The organism is Roseibium sp. AS2, assembly GCF_038900065.1.
Classification (GTDB): Bacteria; Pseudomonadota; Alphaproteobacteria; order Rhizobiales; family Stappiaceae; genus Roseibium.
The window spans coordinates 976736-995572 of the sequence record NZ_JBBMQN010000001.1 but is presented as its reverse complement, the minus strand read 5'-3'; the positions used below and the strand labels follow the sequence as shown (position 1 = coordinate 995572).

Genomic DNA, 18837 nt, shown 5'->3' with positions numbered 1-18837 from the left:
GGATTGATGAGGACTTGAATGGCACCCTGGAAACCGGCTCAACGGGAACCTGACGCGCTGCGGAGCTGCGTTTACGACTATCTCAGAACGCGTTCGCCGCAGGTCTACAAGGAAGGCAACAACGCCCCCACACGGTTGGGCCGGACCCAGGAAACCATGTGCACCGGTGCCCCCCTGACGATCGATCTGGTGGTGACGCCGGTCGGTCTCGCAACGGTCAATGCGCGCAGTGCCCTCGTGTTTTCCGTCACCGGCCACGCGGCAGACACACGCATGGGCTACGAGGTGACCGGCCAGGTCGTGATCGACAGGGCCACGCTGGCTTTCCTGGCGATCGATGCGGACCTTACCGTGATCAACAGGGGAGGGACGGCATGAGCGGACAGGACGACGTCACGGGGGGCATAGCAAGTTTCTCGATAGGTCTCGGAAATGCGGGCACACAGGCAAGACCCGTGTCGCCGGCACCGCCGTTCCGGGTGCTGATGGCCGGCGACTTCGGCCTGCCCGCGCAGGCCGGGGCCCTGAATGTGACGGGGCTGGATGTCGCCGAAATCCTGGAAGCGAATGCCCCCGCCTTCAGTGTGAGCGCCGGGAACCTGCTCGGGTCTCATCCGTCCGGCCTGGAGGAACGGCTTGCATTCGCCGCTCTGAAGGACCTTCGGCCGGCAAGGATCGCCAGCCGGTTTCAGTTCGCCCGAGATCTGGAAACCGCGGCCGGCGATCCGGACAATCTGGCGTCCCGGGGTCAGCGCTACGACAAGGTGCTGGAGATGCTCCGCGCCACAAGATCTCCCGAGCAGGCGCCGCCGGTCGCATCTTCGGCCGCACCTTCCGAAAGGGATGCGGCGTCGGCAGACAGTGCCGGCACTGACAAGGATGGTCTTGACGCCCTGTTCTCCATGATCGAAACGCCCGGCAAGACGAGCCGGCCGTCCGACAGCGGCAGCCTGGCCAAGGCGGCTGTCGAGGCCTTTGTCCAGCAGACGATGCGCGAGGAACGGCAAGGGGAAGCAAAACCGGCGCCGGCCGTGGCATCGCCCGTGACGGCATTGCAGGAGGCGCAGGCGCGCCGGTTCTTCGATCAGGGCAAGCTGCGCACGGTCCTGCAGAACTGGCACGGCCTCAAACTTCTGTTGAGCGAAATCCGGCTGGGCCTGACGCTTGAAATGCACCTGCTGCAGCTTGATCATGACCTGACCGGCCCGGATCTGGCCGATGTTCTGGGAGGTCCCGACGGCGCGCTGCAGGCCGACCTTTACGACGTGGTGCTGTTCGCGAACCTCACCGGTCTCGCGGCGGCGGATGCGGATCTGGTCAAGACCCTTGCCCGGGAATGCGAGGACGCCGACACGGTCGGCCTGCTCAGTCTGGAAGCGGGATTTTCCGGCGTGCCCGGCGCGGAACTTGCCTCCCTTGAAGCCGCCCATCAGCTTCTGGATCAGCCCGGTTACGAAGGGTTCAAGGGACTGCGGGACAGCGATGCCGCCTCCCATCTGGCGCTGTTCTGGAACGAGGCGCGTCTCGTTTCCGAGGGACCTGGACATCCGGCCGTGTTCGCGCAAGGAGCCTGGATCGCGCTCGCCCAGATCCTTGGCCAGTTGGGTTCGGGAGTGTTCCCGCGCCTTCCGGTTGGCGTGCCTGTCGACTTCGACGCCCTGGAAGTGGCCGAGGGCGAAGCTAAGGGACGTGCGGTGGCAACGGCGGCGCGGTATGTCGCGGGGCCGGGCACGGCTCCGTCGCTCGCCCAATGCGGGATCAACGTGCTGGAAGGTGTCGCCAATCGCACCGATCTCCTGTTCCGGAGGGGCGTCACCGTCAAGCCGGGCAAGGAAGGCCGCGGATCGCTGGATCAGGCGCTGCTGGTGTCCCGTCTGTTTTCGCTGTTTCAGGAAGCCCTTGGCGGAGCGGTGACCGGCGCACAGACCGCCCAGGACCGGGAAACGGCGGTCAGACGGAACCTGGACGATCTGAGCACGGCGCTGGCCGGTCAAGTCGTCTTCGAGGTCGCACGGCAGTCTGTTGAGGATCAGGACCTGATCAGCGTCTCGGCAACCGTCCGGGAGGGCTGGGCCACGGGACAGCAGCATTCGTTCTATTTGCCGGCTTCCGACAGCTGATACCACGGCTGATACCAACGCGCGTTGATCATGCCTCATCCGACCGCGTTTGGCGGCCCGTCGGCCAGACGCGTGTCGTAGGATTATCCGGCAAGACGCGCCAAGCGATACGCCGCGCCGTCAGACGGAAATGGCCTCAGACGGGTCAGGATCAACCCTCTTTGGTTTGTGGACCGGCGGAAGTTTCCTGCTCCGGCGCCTGCTCTTCAGGCGTGCTGTCTGCTGTTTCCGGGTTTTCTGTTTTCTGAATCTCTGGCTTCCGGTCTTCCAGCGGCAGATCTCCCGGTCCGCCGGGTTCCGGCCTGCCGCCTTCCGGCGCGTTCAGAAACTCGCTGACCATGTGCCTCGCCAGTGTCAGCGGGGTCGGCCGGCAGAATCCTTCTGCGAACCGCTGGACGGATGCGGTTCTGCCGTTGTCGTGCAGGCATAGCCCCGCCTTGAGGGCACGCCAGCGCATCCAGGAAAGCTGTTCGGGCCTGACCGGTGCAAGGCCCTCCCTCCGGGCGTCGAGCGCATTCGTCTTGCCGAAGGGCCGCGTGCCGCCGAAGGCGAGATAGGCGATCACCGCGAGCGAAAACACGTCGTCCGCTTCACAGGGCTCGGCCCCGGCCAGGCGTTGCGGCGAGGCGTAGGCCGGTGTCACCGCACCGAAGCGCGCAAGAATGACGATGGTGTCTTCCTCGCGGGTCTTGACCGGTCTGGCGATCGGATAGGCGATGTTGAAGTCGATCAGCTTGGTGCTGCCATTGTTGAGAATGAACACGTTTCCCGGTTTGAGGTCCGCGTGGATGACGCCGTTGGCATGGGCATGGCTGAGCGCAGTGGTCAGGTCGGCGAGCAGGCGGGAAAGCCGTGCGGGTTGAAGGCACCGGTCCGGAGCTGCCCTGAGAAGCTGCGACAGCGTCTGGCCCTCAAGAAGCTCCATCACCATGAAGTGGATGTCACCTTCCCGGTCCATGTCGTAGACACGCACGATGTTGGGGTGAACAAGGTCCCTCAGGCGGCGGGCTTCCCGGTGCATGAGCGCAACGACATCCGGATCGACATTCTGATCCGCGCGCATGATCTTGATGGCCACATTCGGATCTGCAAGCCCGGCTTTCGCGGCGACCAGGTCGCGCGCCTTGTAGACGGTCGAAAGGCCGCCCTTGCCGATTTCCTTGAGCAGCAGAAACCGGTCCTTGAGGACGGTCCCGGCCCTGACCTCGCCGGCGGCCGGTGCGTGCGTCTCGGGGCGGTCGCCCCGCGCTTCACCCGGTTCTTCCATAGGTGTCCGCCCAGACTGTGATGACCGTGATATCGTCGGAGGAACCGCCGGCAACGGACCGCGCCACCAGTCGGTCGGCAAGCCCGAATGTGCCTTCGGCGGCCATGTTGACGAGCATGGTTTCATCCATGCCCTTCAACAGGCCGTCGGTGCACAGAATGAAGACGTCGCCGGGCATCAGTTCCAGGGTCCTGCGACCGAAGGTGATGTTCTCGCCGATGCCGATGGCGGAGGTCAGCCGGCCGGCCGCGTCCGCGTGATCCTCGGAAATCAGGAACAGGTGCTGCTGGCGCAGCAGATAGAGGCGGGAGTCGCCGGCCCAGATGCAGCTGGCATGTGTTCCGTCCACGATCAGGCTCAGACTGGTGGCGCCGGAGACATCCTGTTCCGGAGCCGAAAGATAATCCGCGTACAACGCCTTGTTGACATGGGATATCGCCGATTCCAGTGCAATCAGCCGGTTGTCGAGACCTGTTGCGGGAAGGCTGACCAACTGGGACACGGCCAGCACCGTCGCCTGGCTGGCGAGATCGCCATCCCGGTGGCCGCCCATGCCGTCGGCCACGGTGAACAGGCCGGTCGCGGGGTCGGAAAAATGGCTGTCCTGATTGACGGGATGGTTGGGCCCTTGCCGTGTGGCCGCCTCGGTCCGCAACAGCGGACCCGAGACGGAAGTGGTGATCGTGTCCAAGCGTATTCTCCCTGACAGGGCTTAAACCAACCGCAATTGATAGAAACCCATTTGACCGCGTTTGGAGACTGTTCTGCAAGGAGCACGTCGCAGTGCGATGTGGATCATCGGCCAAGACGTGCGGCGCGGCAGAACAGTCTCCAAACGTGGCCTCCGGTGGCTTGTTCCGGCCCGCCGGGCAGCGTTGCGCAGCTTGAACGGCCAACCAGGCCGCCCTGCGCAGCGCTCCTGGACGGCGAACCGGGACATTGCCATCAAACGGTTTCCTATCAAATGCGGCTGGTTTTACACCAACCGGTGCCGATTACGGCCCGATAGAGCGGCGTATCGAATGCATGCGTGCAAGGGGCGCTCGGCCCGATGCCGGACCCGGTGTGATATACGGCGTGGTGAAACAGCAATCCGCTTCGGGCCGGTTTTGCATCGCGTCAGTTCCCCCTGGCCCATGGCCGAATTGGACTGCCCGGATCGATCTGGCCGCGCGTCCAGCCGAAGCGGGCCCACTCCCCGGAAAAGAACCCACCGGTTTCCCGCCCTCTTGGCAGGCCTTTCCAGATACACAGTTCCGGCGGCCGCGTGGCGCTGCCGTCCTGCCACCAGTAGGACAGGGGCAGGCCCGGCGCAGGCGGCCGCTCCAAGGAAAACACGAGCGCATCTTCGGCGATGATTGCGTCTGTGCCGGTGCGTGCAAAACGGATCCTGAGCGCTTGCTCCGCCGCGTCGAGAGGCACGGGGGCGCGCGATGGGGCAACGGGTGGAGGACCGCTCGACAGCAGGGCGGCCTGCTGCGCCAGGATCCTGGCGAAGGCCTTGCGCGACAGGGTCCCCTCGACAAAGTCCATTGTCCGGACTTCCAGGGCATCGAGGACCGCGTCCACGGCGCTCTCGAAGGCCAGGTGATCAACGGCTCCGGTCACAGGGATCAGGACGGTCAGGGGAAACGACCTGCCAAGGGCGTCGGCGGAGGCCAGCAGCAGGCCGCACCAGGAAGATGGTCCCAGCAGACCCGGTTCGATGGCAAATCGCCAGGCGGGGGCTTCGAAATACTGCCGCTGCCAGCTGTGCGGCAATTCGTTTTGGACGCTGTGCAGCCAGTCGGACATCACGCCGGCCCAGGCATCGGTCAGGCCCGCGCTCAGGCCATCGAAGACAAAATCCCGCTCGAGAGGCCGTTTTCCGAAGTACCCGCTGTTTTTCATGTCCGGCTCCCTGGGTCTGCAACCTAAAGCGAAGGCGGGCAGCGGAAGGCCGAATAAAGACCCAGGTTGAAGGGATTGGTGATGCTTCCGGCATTGAGGGCGAAGCTGGCGCTCACCTTGTCCTTGGAGATCGAGAATACGAACTGGTCGCGGCCTCGCACGGAGGACAGGCCGGAAGCGGTCATCAGCCGGAAGATCGCCCAGGTGCCGGTTTTCTTCAAGACGTTGGTGGAATTGTCCAGCAGGGTCACGGACAGCTCGGCACTGCTGCCGTCGGCCTGGCTCGGCCAGGAAAAGTCCGTCGCGCGCACGGGTCCGTGGCGGTAGGTGATGATGGAATCATCGATTTTCAAGGTCGACTTGAGCGCACCGGGATCGAGCAGGCTCGGCCGGATGGTGAACTTGGCTTCCGGGCTGGATGCGTTCTTGGGAAAGAACGCGTCCCGGATGGTCTGCGCCGTGGCAAGCTGGGCCAGTGCGTCCGGCGCCAGACCGAGATTGGACCCCTGGTTTTCGATTTCGATCAGCTGCCGGCCGCGTATGTTGACGAACGGCGAGACAAAATCGGTGAAAAAGCTGTCGACGACCCCGGCCGGGCCGAGAAGGTCGGTGAAGTCCTGCAGGGAAATGTCGTCGTCCGCTTCCTGGAAGAACGGGTAGCGGCCGGACATGATGCTGGTGCAGACCGGCAGGATTTCGTTCTGCCAGGTCCGGTTGATGTGGAGATAGGCCGACTTGTTGAGCAGGCCTCTTGTGCGGTTCACGATCGACATGACCAGGGCCCGCACCGGTTCCGGTTTGGTGGCAGCTTCAGCCCGCAGCGCGGTGAAGGAATCCGTTTGCGGGTTCTGGGCCCGCCCCTTGACATAGTCGAAGGCCGCCTTGTTCGGGTCGGGCGCCGACACGATGCCCGATATGTTGCCGTAGAGATCGCCGAACAGCTGGAGCACCTTGTCGATGGAGTTCTGGCTGTTGGGATCGACGAGATTGTTGAGCGGCCGGAAGGCATCCTCGATGGCAACGCCGGGCCAGGGGCTGTCTCCGAAGGCGGCTTCCACCGCGGCCTTTGCGGAGGCCTCCTGTGCCGAAGCCACCAGCCCACCCGCCGGATTTGCCGGCGCATTGGCGGCCTGGTCCGCCGCGCCGGCCGCTGCCGCGGCCGGATCTTCCTTGTCGCCCGGCAGCGGAAGCTGGGTGTTGTCCCGCAGGATGTTGAGGATATTGGTAAGCGGCGAATCCGGCGCCGAAAGCTGTTCCAGCACGGTCTGCGCACGGCCGAGCGAGCCGATTTCCACCACGCGGATATAGGCGGTGCCTTCCCGCCAGGCCTTTATGTAGTCTTCCGTGTAAAGCTTGACGACCTGGTTGGCGACCTGGTTGTAGGTGGTCCGGCTCACGGTGTTGCCGAGCACCCAGTCGCTGCCCATGGAACTGCGGATATATTCCGGCAGGCGCTCCAGGAAGAAATTGTAGAAGCCGTTCTTGGTGTAGAGGCCGGGGATAATCGACCGTCCGCCGGCCGTGGCGGTGTCCACGTAAAGCGACGTGGAGCCGAGCGTGCGCACGACATTGATCGGCGGCAGCCGGTAGCGCTGTGCGGCGTCCCGGACCATGCGGTTGTAGATGTCGCTGGCCTGCGGCACTTTCTGGATCCGGTTGCGGGCCTGTTGCAGGATCGGCAGCTCGGAAGGCGAGGCCACACCCTGAATCGGCAGCAGCTTCATCAGGTTGTCCATGTGGACCTGCATCTGCGCCCGGTCTTCCGGATTGAGCAGGAAGGTCGACTCGTTCTGGGCGCGCAGGGCGTTGCGCACCTTGGTGGCGTCGTAATTCTGGCCGGTCGTCAGCATCAGGTAGGTTTCGAGCTGGTCTCTCAGCAGGGCGCTGTTGCCGTTCGACGCCGTCGAGATCAACTGGATCTGCGCTTCCAGCCGCGAATTGATCGATGGCAGCAGATAATCCGTCAGCAGGGTGTCGTAAGTGCGCTCGGCCGCCGGATAAAGCACGGACTGGGCCTCGACGCTGATCGGGGTCGCACTCACCCAGCTTGCCTTTTCGCTGATCTCGTCACGCATCTTCTGGGCCGCATTGAGCGTTGGAAGCAGGTTGATCAGAGACCGGTTCCGGTCCGCCTCGGTCTTCAGAAGGCGAACCTGGTCGGCGTTTTTCGTCGTTACCTCGGCAACATCAAGTCCCTGGCCGAGGCCGGCCACCCAGTACAGGGACAGGCACACCACAAAAGCTGCGAAGGCGGCGACGGCTCCGCCGTAGAGCGCGGCCAGCCGGCGTTCGAGGCGCCTGTTCTTGCCGACGAGATTCTGTTCGGGGAAGACAATGTCGGTCAGGAGTTTCTTGATGAAAAAGGCCTTTGACTGGCCACTCAACGCGGGCTGCTGGCTGGCGGACAGCGAAAAACTGCGTCCCATGGCGCCGAGCAGGCGGTCGAACGGCGTGCCTTCCTGCGTCCCGGAAGTGAAATAGACCCCGCGCAGCAGGGGCTGGGCTTCGTAGCGGGTCGGCCGGAACACATCGGTCACAAAGTCCCGCAACACATTGCCCAGGCTGCCGAATTCATGCGGAAATCCGAAGATGCGGCAGCGCCGGCCGTTGTTGCGCTCCTCGGCCAGTTTCTCCGGCAGGTGCCGTTCCAGGCGGGCGACCAGATCGACAAAGCCGGTTTCGAAGCCGGGTCCGACCGTGATCTGCTGTTCGTCATACGGGAAGGTCACGCCCCAGACCTGCTGACGATCGGCTTCCCGCAAGGTGTCGAAATATTCGTCGAAACCGGCAATCAGATCGCATTTCGTGAACAGCAGATAGACCGGGAGGCGCAGGCCGAAAGCCCGGTGCAATTCGCGCAGGCGCTGCCGCAGGATCTCCGCCTGCTGCTTGCGCTCGGCCTCGCCGGCAAGCGCGACTTCCTCGATGCTGACGGCCAGAAGAACGCCGTTGATCGGCCGGCGCTGACGGTGTTTGACCAGCAGTTCGAGAAAGCCGTTCCAGGCGGCGGAATCGATGCCCTTGTTGACATCCTGGGTGGTGTAGCGCCCGGCGGTGTCGATCAGAACGGAATCGTTCGAGATCCACCAGTCGCAGTTTCGGGTGCCGCCGATGCCCTGGATGGCCTCGTGTCCACCTTCGGCCAGCGGAAAATCGAGTCCCGAGTTGCGCAGAATCGTGGTCTTGCCCGTGCCCGGAGGGCCGATGATGACGTACCAGGGCAGTTCGAACAGGTAGTTCTTCGGTCCGGAGCCTTCGACCGGATTGTCCCGCAATGTCGTCAGGGCGCTTTCGAACCGTTCCCGGATCAGCTCGACCTCGTCCGCCGACATGTCGTTGCCCATGGAGACGAGTTCGTCGTTCGCCAGCATGGAATTGATGAGCCTGGCATTGGCCCTGCGGGTCAGGAGGTGGCGCACGAAGGTGAGCAGGAAAAAGCCCAGCAGCAGCGCGACCGCCACGATGACCCGTGGCGCTGTCTCCGCGAACGGGGTTACGCCGGCAACCGTGATGATGCCGCCCCAGATCAGCACGAGCGCCGAAATGACGATCAGGATCAGCAGCACGAGCAGGCTTGCGGGTCGCAACAGGGAGGCGAGATAAGTTCGAAGCATCTCTTTCCCCTACGGCCTGTTCAGTGATTCAATGGCGCCGAGCGTGGGCACCAGTTCACCGTCCAGAACGAAATCGCTGTAGCCGCGCACGACGATCAGCAGCAGAAACCCGATCGCCAGGAGGATCCAGAACGGCGGCAGGGTGCTGACATTCTTGCCCTTCTGCGCGCCCTTGGCGTTTTTGGACAGCGGTTCGTCCGGCTGCAGGTTGCTGTTGCGCCTGATAAGGCGCGACAGTTCGTTTCTGAGATCTTCCAGCTGGTTTCGGCCGCCTTCCAGCACCCGGTAGCGGCCTTCGAAGCCGAGCATCAGGCAGGTGTGCACGAGCACGAGCAGCGGCAGTTTCGCCTTGGCGTCGCCGCGGATGCGGTCGAGAATGCTGAACACCTTCTCACCGCCCCAGGTTTCGTTGTGATACTGGTTGAGCAGGCTGTTGGAGCTCCATTCGCTGCGGCTCCCCCACGGGGTCATCAGCACGGTTTCGTCCAGCGTTGCGCACAGGATGTAGCGCGCCGCAATGATGTCTCCCGCCTGAACGCCGGTGCGCTGGGCAAGCTGTTCGAACCGGTCGATCTCGTCGACGACTTCCTGGCGCAGGGCATGCACGTCCGCCTGCTCGATCGAGTTGCGGATCTGGGAAATGATCAGGAGAATCGGTGTCGCCGCCCGCACGATGACCCGTTCCGGGTCCGTTTCCAGCTGACGGACGATCGAGGAGGCCGACTGCAGCCCGCCCGGGCCGCCGCCCTCGGTCCTGACGCCGGGTGCCGGAGCGGATGCCTGTGTGGAGGCGTGCGCCGGGCCTCCGGGCGACGAAATGAACGCGACCGTCGGTTCATCGTCCTCGTGACCGGCCGCGCTCTGGGACTCGGCCATCGAAGTCCGGGCTCTGGGGCTCAGTCTTTGAGCCACGGTCGGCTGATCGAGGTCATCATCCGTCATGATTCGGATTATTATCCCTTCTGAACGGCCCAGAGTTCAAGACCAAGACCTGGATAATCCCCGCTCAGATGCAACGCAAAAGCGGCGGTACTCTGCATTTGAGGCCAGAGTTCATTTTCGATGTCGAGCTCGAAATAGACGGCGTTTTGAACGTAGGGGATCTGCCGGGGCGCGACCGAGAGCGGCTTGATGGCGACGCCGGGAAGCTGCAGGTTGACAAGCTCGCGGATTTTTTCGACGGGACCGATCTTGATCTGGATCGGCATCTGCGTGCGCAGAACTTCCAGACTGACATTGGCATGGGCGATCAGGATGAAGGACCGGCCCTCCGAAAAGACCATCTTGTTGGTCGTTTCGCCAAGCCAGACGCCGTAGTCGCGCTTGGAAAGAGGAATGTTGACTGCGTTCTGCTGGACCACGAAACTCAGCAGGCTCTCCAGAATGCTCACCAGTCTCTGAAAGGTCAGGCGCAGGTCGAGATGGTCGTAGGCGGGCAGTTCCGGCGGCCGCCGGTTGTCCGCTCCGAAGGCCGAGAAGGACCCGATCAGACCGATGAATTCCCGGTAGACGTGTTCCGGTGCGTGCCGCCCGGATACGGTGATGTGTCCGAACTGGACTTCGTAATGATTGGTGACGCTGAGCGCCATCAGATCGACGATACCGGAACGGGTGCTCTCACCCTGGCCGGAGGTGTTGGAGGCGAGCATTTCACCGCGTTTGCGCAAAAGGCTGCGGACCTGATCGATCTGGGAGATCAGACGTGCGCTCGCCCCCGCCGACAGGACCGGCGGAATGAAACTTTCCGACAGCGTGACTTCACCCTGCGTGGAGACCGTGTCGATTTCCGCGATGGCAAGATGGGCCGTTTCGTCCAGGCTCTCGCCTTCCAGCACCAGCCGCGCCGTCAGCGCACCGACCGCGATGCTGGCCTCAGGCTTGTCGGCTTCGTTGGAATTGCGCACATTGGTCGCGCGCTTGAGGTAGCGGCGCATTTCCTGGTGGCTTTCGCCAAGCTCAAGCTGACCGGAAGATCTGAGCGGCAGCGCGAGATAGACCTTCTTGCCCTGATCGTCGACCGTGATTTGCCGGGCACTTGCGATCATGCCGTTCTTGGCGGTCGAGAACACACTGCCGTCCGGCAGGACGGCATCGGCGGTGGTCACCTGGAACTGTCCGACGGCCAGTGCGTCGGTATCGATTTCCACGCCGCGAAGTCCCCAGGAATACGGGCTCAGATCGAGCACGCGCTGCTCAAGCGTGGACTCGAACCAGCGGTCGTGCTGCTGCAGATGCTGCGGCCTGAGAAACATTCCCTCAAGCCAGAGTGGTTTCAGGCTTTCATTCAAGGCCCATCTCCGCCGGTTTCGCAAAAGACATCATTCGGGATCCACCGCAAACCACCAATTGCTTCGCAATAGGTAGCACAAATATCAATCATGCAGGCTGTTGTGAACGTAATGTTTTTAGAAAACGCCAAGCCGCCGATTTCTCAGTTTTTGTATTCGCACGGCAAGGCTTGTCAGATAGATGACAAACTCGTTTTTCTTTTCTTTCTGCAGTTCGATCGTATCGCGCCACTGGGCGGACTCAATGTCCCGGAAACTGGCAATCACGCCGATGTGGGTGGCTTCCGAAGAGACGTCCCTGTTGTAGTCCTGGCTTTTGCCGGGCGTCATTTCATATTCCTGGACACCGATCAGGTCGCCGCCGAGTACCTTCTTGTCGTTGTCGGCCAGATCGAAGAATTCCGCGTTCTGAAACGCGGTCACTTCCTTCAGCTGGTAGACGCGCACGACCACCGGCGACGGCTCCCCGTTTTCATTCGGATTGGTGAATTCGTCAGCCTGAAGCTCGACCTTGATCGGTGTCGGCGGAGGAACCCTTGAACAGGCGGCCAGTGCCGCAAACAGGCTCAGACCCGAAAATCCAAGAAATGTCCGCCGGGATGGTGTCATTTGTTTCTGTTCTCCCAGAATGTTTTTGACTGCTGGCGCGCCTGGTCTTCCTCGACCTGGACGAAGGCCTCGGCAATGGTCTGCCGGACCACGGCGTCGAAATCTCCGCGCAAACGGTCGTGACGTTCCTTCGCCGCATCCCATTTGCCCCGCCGCGAACCCAGGCCCCTGATGCGCAGGCCGCCGTCGTCTTCTTCTCCGGCGAGTGTTTCGGGCGACAGGCTCTCGAACAGGATCCGCATGGCTCTCTGGGTGGCTGCGACCGTCAGCATCGTATGGCTCTGCAGGTCCTTGAACGCCTCCTTCGCGGCCTCGGCCGGTGCCAGGAAACCGCCCTTGCGCGCGAACAGCATCTCGTCGATGGCGAGTTCCCCGACATTGAAATGCTTGAACGGATTGTTTTCCTCCGGCTGGATACGCGTTTCGTACATCCGGAATTCCGTCTTCAGGGACTTGCGCGCATCGAGCAGGGCAATCAGGCCGTTCGCCAGTTCCTGGACCATCTCACCTGTTGCCCGCGCTATTTCGGCCTGCGCTTCCTTCGGCACGTCGGCATCGGCAAAGCCGAGACCGGCAAGCAGCGCCTGAAACACTTCCGGATCGGGACCGGAGCCAGATGCGGCCGCCGGCGTGACCGGGTCCTGAACGGCAGGAGGCCGGGTGCTGGACGGCGAGCTGGAAAGAGGGCCAGACGGCGGGCCAGATGGCGGGCCAGATGGCGGATTGGCAAGCGGGCTCACAGGGGTCTGCGACGGCGCCGGCATTTGTCCGGTCCTGGCCGGCATTTGCGGTGCAACGCGTGTCTTTGCCTTTTGCGCCAGCTCCGCTTCCCGCTGGGCCCGGCGCTTCTTCAGCGCGTCGAGCGGATCCAGAGGCGTATCGGAACCGGCGGATGCAGGTGCCGGAGGTTCCGGCATGACACCACCGGGCATGACACCTGAGGACATGACATCTGGGGGCATGACTCCTGCTGGCATCACTCCGGCAGGCATGGCCCCTGCAGGGGGGACGCCGGCCTGACCGGAGCCGGCTTGTGGGTGGGCCGCGTCCCCGGACGCGGGTGGCAATGCAGGTTCAGGGCCGGAAGGCATCCTGGCAGGCGGGTCTGCGGCCGGCGCCGGAGCCCCGAAACCGAAGTCGACATGTTCCGGAATCGTGCTTGTCTGCGCGAGGGGGGCCGCACCGCTGGCCGGCGCCTGCGCCGGCATCAGCGCTGCCAGGTCTGGCAGGCCCGGTTGTTGAAAACCCGGAGGGGCCGGCGTTGCCGGGGCGGCCAGTCCGGCCAGAAAGTCCTCGGGAATGGCCGGACCGGCGGAAACAGGCGCCGCCGGGCGCGTTGCCGGCGGAGGCGCATGTGCCGGTGATGGCATCATCGGCTGGGCCGGAGCCTGTGCCGGCGGCGCGGACCCGCCCATGTCGGCGGGCGATACCGGCAGTCCCGGAAGGGGGGAGGCCGGTGACGGATGAAGAGCGGCAGGCGCGGCAGCGGGTGGCGCGTCGAGTTGTGGCTGAACGGGCTGAAACCGGGTCGTTTCATGCGGCGAGGCCGGCACCAGCGGGGCGGAGAAGGCCACGGGCTCAGGGATGGCATTGACCGGGGCTTGCACCGAGGCGACCGGCTGCAGCAGCTCGGTGCCGCCGCCGAGATGATCGAGCGGATCCAGGGAGGCGGTCTGCGGCAGGCTTGCTCCAGACGTATCGATCCTCAGGGGGGCCGCGGAGGGTGCTGGCCGTCCGGCCGTGTTGGCCTGCAAGCTGGCGAACGGATTGGTCTGGGTGGCCGGTCCGCTCTGGAGGCTCTCGACACGGATCTGGTAGGGGCCGGCGAGCAGGGTCATGCCCACGGACAGGCTGACGGCCTTGCCGCGGCCGATGGCAGCCTTTTGGCCGTCCAGAAAGGTTCCGTTGGTGCTTTCGTCCACGAGCACGAACGTATCGTTCTGATAGAGAACGCGCGCATGCACGGAAGACAGGTGCCTGTCCTGGTCCGGTAGCACCCAGTCACACTTGCGTGAACGGCCGAACGCGCCCCCGCCCGGCCCGAACTGATGCCGGGAGCCGATCATGTCACAAACAAGAACGAGAGAAGCAGTCATACCGTAACTGAAATCTTGTCTGAGGACGAGGCCTGATGAAAGGGGAAATCGCCGGCCGGCCCGTCCATTCCAGCCGGTGCGACAAATACATGGTGTTCGTCGCCAACGGTACCGCTTGGAGAGGCCGGCGCCAAGTGAACATTGTTTTCAAGCGCTCCGTCATCGTCCCCTGAAAGCCAGAGGTTGTTGCCCAGCCTTGCCAGACCCAACTGCCCGGCCTGCATGGTGTCGGCCTGGTAGCAGAACTCGAGATCCCAATCGATCGGATCCCGCACGATCATGGCGAGCAGGTCGACCAGCACCGGATGTTTCGCGCCGCTGGGCAGGAAGTCCTGCAAGTCCTCGAAGGACGCGGGCCCGATCCTCAGCCGGAACTTGCCGAGATCGTCCTCCACCTGCTCACCCAGCACCAAATCGCCGCCCAGTAGCGTACTTGAAATGCCCAGTTCCATGCGCGAGTCGGTGGGGATGTCCACGATCCGGGAGATGAATTCGATGATCTCGAATGGCAGGTCGAAAAAGCTGGACAGCATCGAGGCAATGGCGTCCGGCGAATTGGAATAGTGGGACATCAGGCCCACATGCGGCAGGATCGCGGTGCGGGGCACATTGCCCAGCTCGGCGCGATCGTCGACCGGAAACCCGCACAGGGCCAGAAAACACTGTGAGGTCGCATCCAGGCCCTGGGCTTCGAAGCGCACGAAATGCCGGGACTTTTGCCACATTCCGTAGAGCAGCGAAATGAAGCGGTGGTTGAACAGGTCCAGCAGATCCTCGAGCGAGGACGGGGTCTCGTCCCGCTCGATGATGCGTTCCGTCACATAAGGCGGCAGCGGCGAAGCCGGGCCGTAAAGCCCGAAAAAGTTCACCCGGACGTCGTAGCGGCCGGTGTCCGCGTCGTAGTCGATGCTGGAAACGTCGCTGGGGCCGAAGCTGAGCGAGCGGGTGGAGCGGAAGCGCAGGACTTCATGCTCCGGATCCTGACCCGGGCCCATTTTGCGGATTTCGGGATGCAACAGGCTGATCAGGTAGAGCGCCTGGAAGAAGTGGGTGTGCGACAGCGTGCCGACAAGCGCCTCGTCGGGGGTCGTCCGGTCCGGTTCTGGGGTTTCCTGATCGCTCATACCAGATGTGCATCCCCCGAGGACGGCTGCCAGCGATGGATGACATTGGCATCGGTGCCGATGACGGTCAGCTGGTGCAGGCTGTTGATGCTGGCATAGGACTTCAGGAAACGGTCGAGAACGGTTCCGAACAGATAGATCTCGGCTTCTCCGCCCATCGCCGTTTCGGACAGGGACAGGCTGATTTCATAGGCGCGTGTCGGCCGTCCGTGACGGAATATGTCGACCGCCCGCCGTTCGAACTTGTGAAAATTCTGCAGCAGCAGCTCCCGCTGCAAGGCGGCCTGTTTGTCGACATAGGCTCTGAAGTCGTAGGCTCCGACCACGGTTTTCAGCGCTTCCACGTCAATCAGGGACGCATAATTGCGCGACAGATTGGCGATCAGCGTCCACAGCACCTGATTGTCCAGCGGCGGTGGGACTTCCGACAGGATCGGCGTGATGTTGCGGAACTCGAGTTTGGCGGGTGTGGACGAGGTTGCCTGGTTGACCGCTCCCAGACCGAACCGCGCGGCGTGGTCTCCGTTCGAGCACAGCAGGCTGAGGGAGATTGTCTCGGTTGGCGGCAGACCGTTCTCGTTCAGGCGGGTGACAAAGGAAATGTAGTGATCGACGCCGTTGCCGAGCACCGACGGACGGATCCCCGTCCGGTAATAAAGCCTGTCCTCATCCTGACTGGCGCTGTCGTGGGAAAACGATTCGAAGGCCTGATAATTGACCTTGCGGCTGCTGCCCTGCACCCAGCCGGTCACACCGGTCACGTGGTGGACGCTGAAGACGGACCGGTTTCCGGACGCCCGCACCGGATATTCGGTCCGGTCATGCGCCACGTGAAGGGCCTGTCCCTCCGTCTCGAACAGGTTGATCGCCGGCACGGTGTTCAAGGCGATGGCGTCGCGGGTAATGCGGTCCTGATTGGTGAATTTCTGCCGGAAATTGAAAATGATTTCGAACTCGTCAACGGGCTCGTCGGCAAAGACCTCCAGGCCATGCAGACGCACATACATGAACTTGTCCGGGCAGGCGAAATACTCCTGCATGATGCGGAACCCGTCGAAGGAGCCATCCGGATAGGGTAGGGTTGCCTGGTCGCGGGCGAAGCCGATCGGTTCCACACGGACATCGGCCCGGACCGCGGGTTTTCTGGCCGGCACGAAATCCACGGAAGCCAGCCGGTTGCAAAGCTGAAGATAGAGCTGACGGGACAGATTGATGTCGTTGCTGGCGCCGAGGAACAGCTGCAGGGGTGCCTCGGCAAGGGCTTTCAGGTCGGCGCCGGCCGTCTTCTTGAACCCGAGGGTCAGTTTCGCGCTGTCCCGCCGGTTCTCCAGATCCGCAGCCGTCAGCATGAGCGGCAGCACGGTCAGGTCGCACCGGGTCTGGAAGCGCACCGCGGTGCCCTCCAGAGGGGAGGTCTGGACAAAGGTTCCGCGCGGCACGGAGGTCGACAGGTCAGACGATTCCGCGACCGGCTTGAAGGCGATGTGGGTGATCGGCGGAACGGGTCTCAGGTAATGCGGCCAGACGAGCTTGAGCAGGTTCAGCGCGACTTCCGGCATCTCCGCGTCGAGCCGCTGGCGCAGCCGGCCCACCAGAAACGCAAAGCCCTCCATGAGGCGTTCCACGTCCGGATCGATCGGGTCTTCCGACAGGAATTTCGACAGGCGCGGATTGGCCTTGGCGAACACCCGGCCCATTTCCTTCAGGTAGTTCAGTTCGTCGCGATAGTAGGAATTGATCGCCATGCCCGCGTTGTGTCCCTGGTGCCGTTCGGCCGTCTTTAAGCGGTGACCCGGATCTGTCCGCTGTTGTCGAGAATGGAATCAAACCGGATCCGCTTCCGGCTGCCTCCCAGATCGAGTTCCGCTTCCACGTTGAAAATGAAGTCGAGCGGCTTTTCGGGATCTTCGACCGCACGCACGATCGGATTGCGCAGCCGCGGTTCGTAGTCCCGGATCTGACGCTCGAGGTTCCGGCAGATTTCGGACGCCGTGTCCTTGTGGGACCTCGAGATCGAGTTGAAATCGGTCAGCCCGAAATCAGGACAGGTCTCGCAGCAGCCGGCAGTGCTGTTCAGCAATATTCTCAGGTCTTCCAGCACACTCTCCAGGACGGCGGCCTCGAACTGGTCCGCGTTCTGATAGTGCGCCCCTGTCGTATCGCTCTCGAGCCGCTGAAACAAACTCACAGCCATGCAGCGAAATTCCCCATCCTGACGCAACAGGTGCCGACCGCGAGACTGGTCTCAGGTCGGCACCTGTCGGCACGTCATGTTGGTGATCCGGAACGGGATCAGGATTTGTCCAGCTTGCCCTTGAGAGACAGCGTGAAGTCGGCACCCATGTATTTGAAGTGCGGCTGCACGGCCATGGAGACGCTGTACCAGCCCGGTTCCCCCTCGACATCCGAAACGCTGATCTCGGCCTTGCGCAGCGGCCGGCGGGACCGCACGTCCGCGGACGGGTTGTCCTGGTCGGAAACGTACTGCCGGATCCACTTGTTCAACTCGCCCTGAAGCTCGCCCCGGTCCTTCCAGCTGCCGATGTTCTCACGCTGCAGCACCTTGATGTAATGTGCCAGGCGGTTGATGATCATCATGTAGGGCAGTTGCGTTCCGAGCTTGTAGTTGAGTTCGGCGTCCTTGCCTTCCGGCGAGTTGCCGAAGAACTTCGGTTTCTGCACGGAGTTGGCGGAGAAGAAGGCCGCATTGTCGCTGCCCTTGCGCATGGTGAGCGAAATGAAGCCCTGTTCGGCGAGCTCGTATTCCTTGCGGTCCGACACCAGCACTTCGGTCGGGATCTTGGTCTGCAACTGTCCCATGGCCTCGAAGCTGTGCACCGGCAGATCCTCGACAGCGCCACCGGACTGCGGACCGATGATGTTCGGGCACCAGCGGTATTTGGCGAAACTGTCCGTCAGTTTCGTCGCCAGCGCGAAGGACGCGTTGCCCCACAGATAGTTGTCGCTGTCGCTGGAGGCTTCCTCTTCGTAGTTGAAGGCCTTGACCGGAGATGTTTCCGGACCGTAGGGCGTGCGCAGCATGAACCGCGGCATTGCCAGCGCGAAATAGCGGGAATCCTCGGATTCGCGGAAAGAATTCCACTTGGCGTATTTCGGTCCCTCGAAGATGGATTCCATATCCTTGAGGTTTGGAATTTCCTCGAAACTGTCGACACCGAACATGGACGGGGCCGCCGCTGCGATGAACGGCGCATGGGACATGGAGCCGACGCTGGCGCAATACTGTGCGAGCTTGATGTCCGGAGCGTTCGGTCCGAAGTCGTAGTTGCTGACGATCGCGCCGACCGGCTGACCGCCGAACTGACCGTATTCAGCCGTGTAGATGTGCTTGTAGAGGCCGGATTTGACGACTTCCGGGCTGTCTTCGAAATCCTCCAGAAGCTCGTCCTTGGCGACGCTCATCATTTCCACCTTGATGTTCTGGCGGAAATCAGTCCGGTCGATCACGAATTTCAGGCTGCGCCAGGAAGACTCGAGCTTCTTGAATTCTTCATGGTGCAGGATCTGGTCGGTCTGCTTGGACAGTTTCTGGTCAATCTCGGCGATCATCATGTCGACCGCGGCGCCGTTCACCTGGCCGCCGGCCTGCGGTTTCAGCAATTCGGAAATGAAGGCGGCGACACCCTTGCGGGCGACGTCATAGCCTTCGTCGGCGGGGGAGAGTTTCGTCTCCTGGAGGATCTGGTCCAGAAGAGACGAGTCGAGTTCCTCGGTCTGGGCCGCGCCTTGCTGTGCGTCAGTGTCTGTCATGATTCAATCTCGTCAGCTAGAAAATCGGAATTACGCTTGGGGCGGCCGGTCTGACGGC

14 protein-coding genes are annotated in these 18837 nt (G+C 62.8%); 2 read left to right on the top strand and 12 right to left on the bottom strand.

The window, feature by feature from the left end:
* Positions 1–18 precede the first annotated feature (18 nt).
* Both WNZ15_RS04545 and WNZ15_RS04540 read left to right on the top strand, forming a co-directional pair.
* On the top strand, positions 19–378 hold the full coding sequence (locus WNZ15_RS04545; protein ID WP_342891740.1) for a hypothetical protein: 360 nt from the start codon (positions 19–21) through the stop codon (positions 376–378).
* Positions 375–2120: a hypothetical protein gene (locus WNZ15_RS04540; RefSeq protein WP_342891739.1), complete on the top strand. Its 1746-nt coding sequence runs from the start codon at positions 375–377 to the stop codon at positions 2118–2120. The genes WNZ15_RS04545 and WNZ15_RS04540 overlap by 4 nt, the downstream gene beginning before the upstream one ends.
* Positions 2121–2271: 151 nt before the next feature.
* Here WNZ15_RS04540 and WNZ15_RS04535 read toward each other — a convergent pair whose 3' ends face one another.
* The 12 genes from WNZ15_RS04535 to tssC form a co-directional block, all read right to left on the bottom strand.
* The gene (locus WNZ15_RS04535; RefSeq protein ID WP_342891738.1) at positions 2272–3387 is read right to left on the bottom strand and encodes a serine/threonine-protein kinase; all 1116 of its coding nucleotides are present in this window, start codon (positions 3385–3387) and stop codon (positions 2272–2274) included.
* Positions 3371–4078 carry a PP2C family serine/threonine-protein phosphatase gene (locus WNZ15_RS04530; protein ID WP_342891737.1) on the bottom strand — a complete coding sequence of 236 codons (708 nt, stop codon included), beginning with the start codon at positions 4076–4078 and terminating at the stop codon, positions 3371–3373. The genes WNZ15_RS04535 and WNZ15_RS04530 overlap by 17 nt, the downstream gene beginning before the upstream one ends.
* A 428-nt stretch (positions 4079–4506) precedes the next feature.
* Entirely contained in the window at positions 4507–5277 is a 771-nt protein-coding gene (tagF, locus tag WNZ15_RS04525; RefSeq protein WP_342891736.1) for a type VI secretion system-associated protein TagF, read from the bottom strand.
* Between the two features lie 23 nt (positions 5278–5300).
* A complete protein-coding gene (gene tssM / locus WNZ15_RS04520) occupies positions 5301–8891 on the bottom strand; it encodes a type VI secretion system membrane subunit TssM (RefSeq protein WP_342891735.1) in 3591 nt (1196 codons plus the stop codon).
* Between the two features lie 9 nt (positions 8892–8900).
* Positions 8901–9833, bottom strand: a complete 933-nt coding sequence (gene icmH, locus WNZ15_RS04515) for a type IVB secretion system protein IcmH/DotU (protein WP_342891734.1) — start codon at positions 9831–9833, stop codon at positions 8901–8903.
* An 11-nt stretch (positions 9834–9844) separates the two neighbouring features.
* Positions 9845–11179, bottom strand: a complete 1335-nt coding sequence (gene tssK / locus WNZ15_RS04510; protein WP_342891733.1) for a type VI secretion system baseplate subunit TssK — start codon at positions 11177–11179, stop codon at positions 9845–9847.
* Positions 11180–11296: 117 nt separating this feature from the next.
* Positions 11297–11788, bottom strand: a complete 492-nt coding sequence (tssJ, locus tag WNZ15_RS04505; RefSeq protein ID WP_342891732.1) for a type VI secretion system lipoprotein TssJ — start codon at positions 11786–11788, stop codon at positions 11297–11299.
* The gene (locus WNZ15_RS04500) at positions 11785–13884 is read right to left on the bottom strand and encodes a type VI secretion system-associated FHA domain protein (RefSeq protein ID WP_342891731.1); all 2100 of its coding nucleotides are present in this window, start codon (positions 13882–13884) and stop codon (positions 11785–11787) included. The genes tssJ and WNZ15_RS04500 overlap by 4 nt, the downstream gene beginning before the upstream one ends.
* The gene (gene tssG, locus WNZ15_RS04495; protein WP_342891730.1) at positions 13881–15008 is read right to left on the bottom strand and encodes a type VI secretion system baseplate subunit TssG; all 1128 of its coding nucleotides are present in this window, start codon (positions 15006–15008) and stop codon (positions 13881–13883) included. Before tssG ends, WNZ15_RS04500 begins: the two co-directional genes overlap by 4 nt.
* Positions 15005–16753 (bottom strand): type VI secretion system baseplate subunit TssF, encoded by a 1749-nt coding sequence (gene tssF, locus WNZ15_RS04490; protein WP_342891729.1) that lies wholly within the window; start codon positions 16751–16753, stop codon positions 15005–15007. Before tssF ends, tssG begins: the two co-directional genes overlap by 4 nt.
* 35 nt (positions 16754–16788) lie before the next feature.
* A complete protein-coding gene (tssE, locus tag WNZ15_RS04485) occupies positions 16789–17202 on the bottom strand; it encodes a type VI secretion system baseplate subunit TssE (RefSeq protein ID WP_342891728.1) in 414 nt (137 codons plus the stop codon).
* Positions 17203–17300: 98 nt separating this feature from the next.
* The gene (tssC, locus tag WNZ15_RS04480) at positions 17301–18779 is read right to left on the bottom strand and encodes a type VI secretion system contractile sheath large subunit (protein ID WP_342891727.1); all 1479 of its coding nucleotides are present in this window, start codon (positions 18777–18779) and stop codon (positions 17301–17303) included.
* Positions 18780–18837: the final 58 nt, after the last annotated feature.

Coding starts and splice junctions, on each gene's coding strand:
- WNZ15_RS04545 (WP_342891740.1), top strand. CDS start 19: ATGGCACCCTGGAAACCGGCTCAACGGGAACCTGACGCGCTGCGGAGC.
- WNZ15_RS04540 (WP_342891739.1), top strand. CDS start 375: ATGAGCGGACAGGACGACGTCACGGGGGGCATAGCAAGTTTCTCGATA.
- WNZ15_RS04535 (WP_342891738.1), bottom strand. CDS start 3,387: ATGGAAGAACCGGGTGAAGCGCGGGGCGACCGCCCCGAGACGCACGCA.
- tagF (WP_342891736.1), bottom strand. CDS start 5,277: ATGAAAAACAGCGGGTACTTCGGAAAACGGCCTCTCGAGCGGGATTTT.
- tssM (WP_342891735.1), bottom strand. CDS start 8,891: ATGCTTCGAACTTATCTCGCCTCCCTGTTGCGACCCGCAAGCCTGCTC.
- icmH (WP_342891734.1), bottom strand. CDS start 9,833: ATGACGGATGATGACCTCGATCAGCCGACCGTGGCTCAAAGACTGAGC.
- tssJ (WP_342891732.1), bottom strand. CDS start 11,788: ATGACACCATCCCGGCGGACATTTCTTGGATTTTCGGGTCTGAGCCTG.
- WNZ15_RS04500 (WP_342891731.1), bottom strand. CDS start 13,884: ATGACTGCTTCTCTCGTTCTTGTTTGTGACATGATCGGCTCCCGGCAT.
- tssG (WP_342891730.1), bottom strand. CDS start 15,008: ATGAGCGATCAGGAAACCCCAGAACCGGACCGGACGACCCCCGACGAG.
- tssF (WP_342891729.1), bottom strand. CDS start 16,753: ATGGCGATCAATTCCTACTATCGCGACGAACTGAACTACCTGAAGGAA.
- tssE (WP_342891728.1), bottom strand. CDS start 17,202: ATGGCTGTGAGTTTGTTTCAGCGGCTCGAGAGCGATACGACAGGGGCG.
- tssC (WP_342891727.1), bottom strand. CDS start 18,779: ATGACAGACACTGACGCACAGCAAGGCGCGGCCCAGACCGAGGAACTC.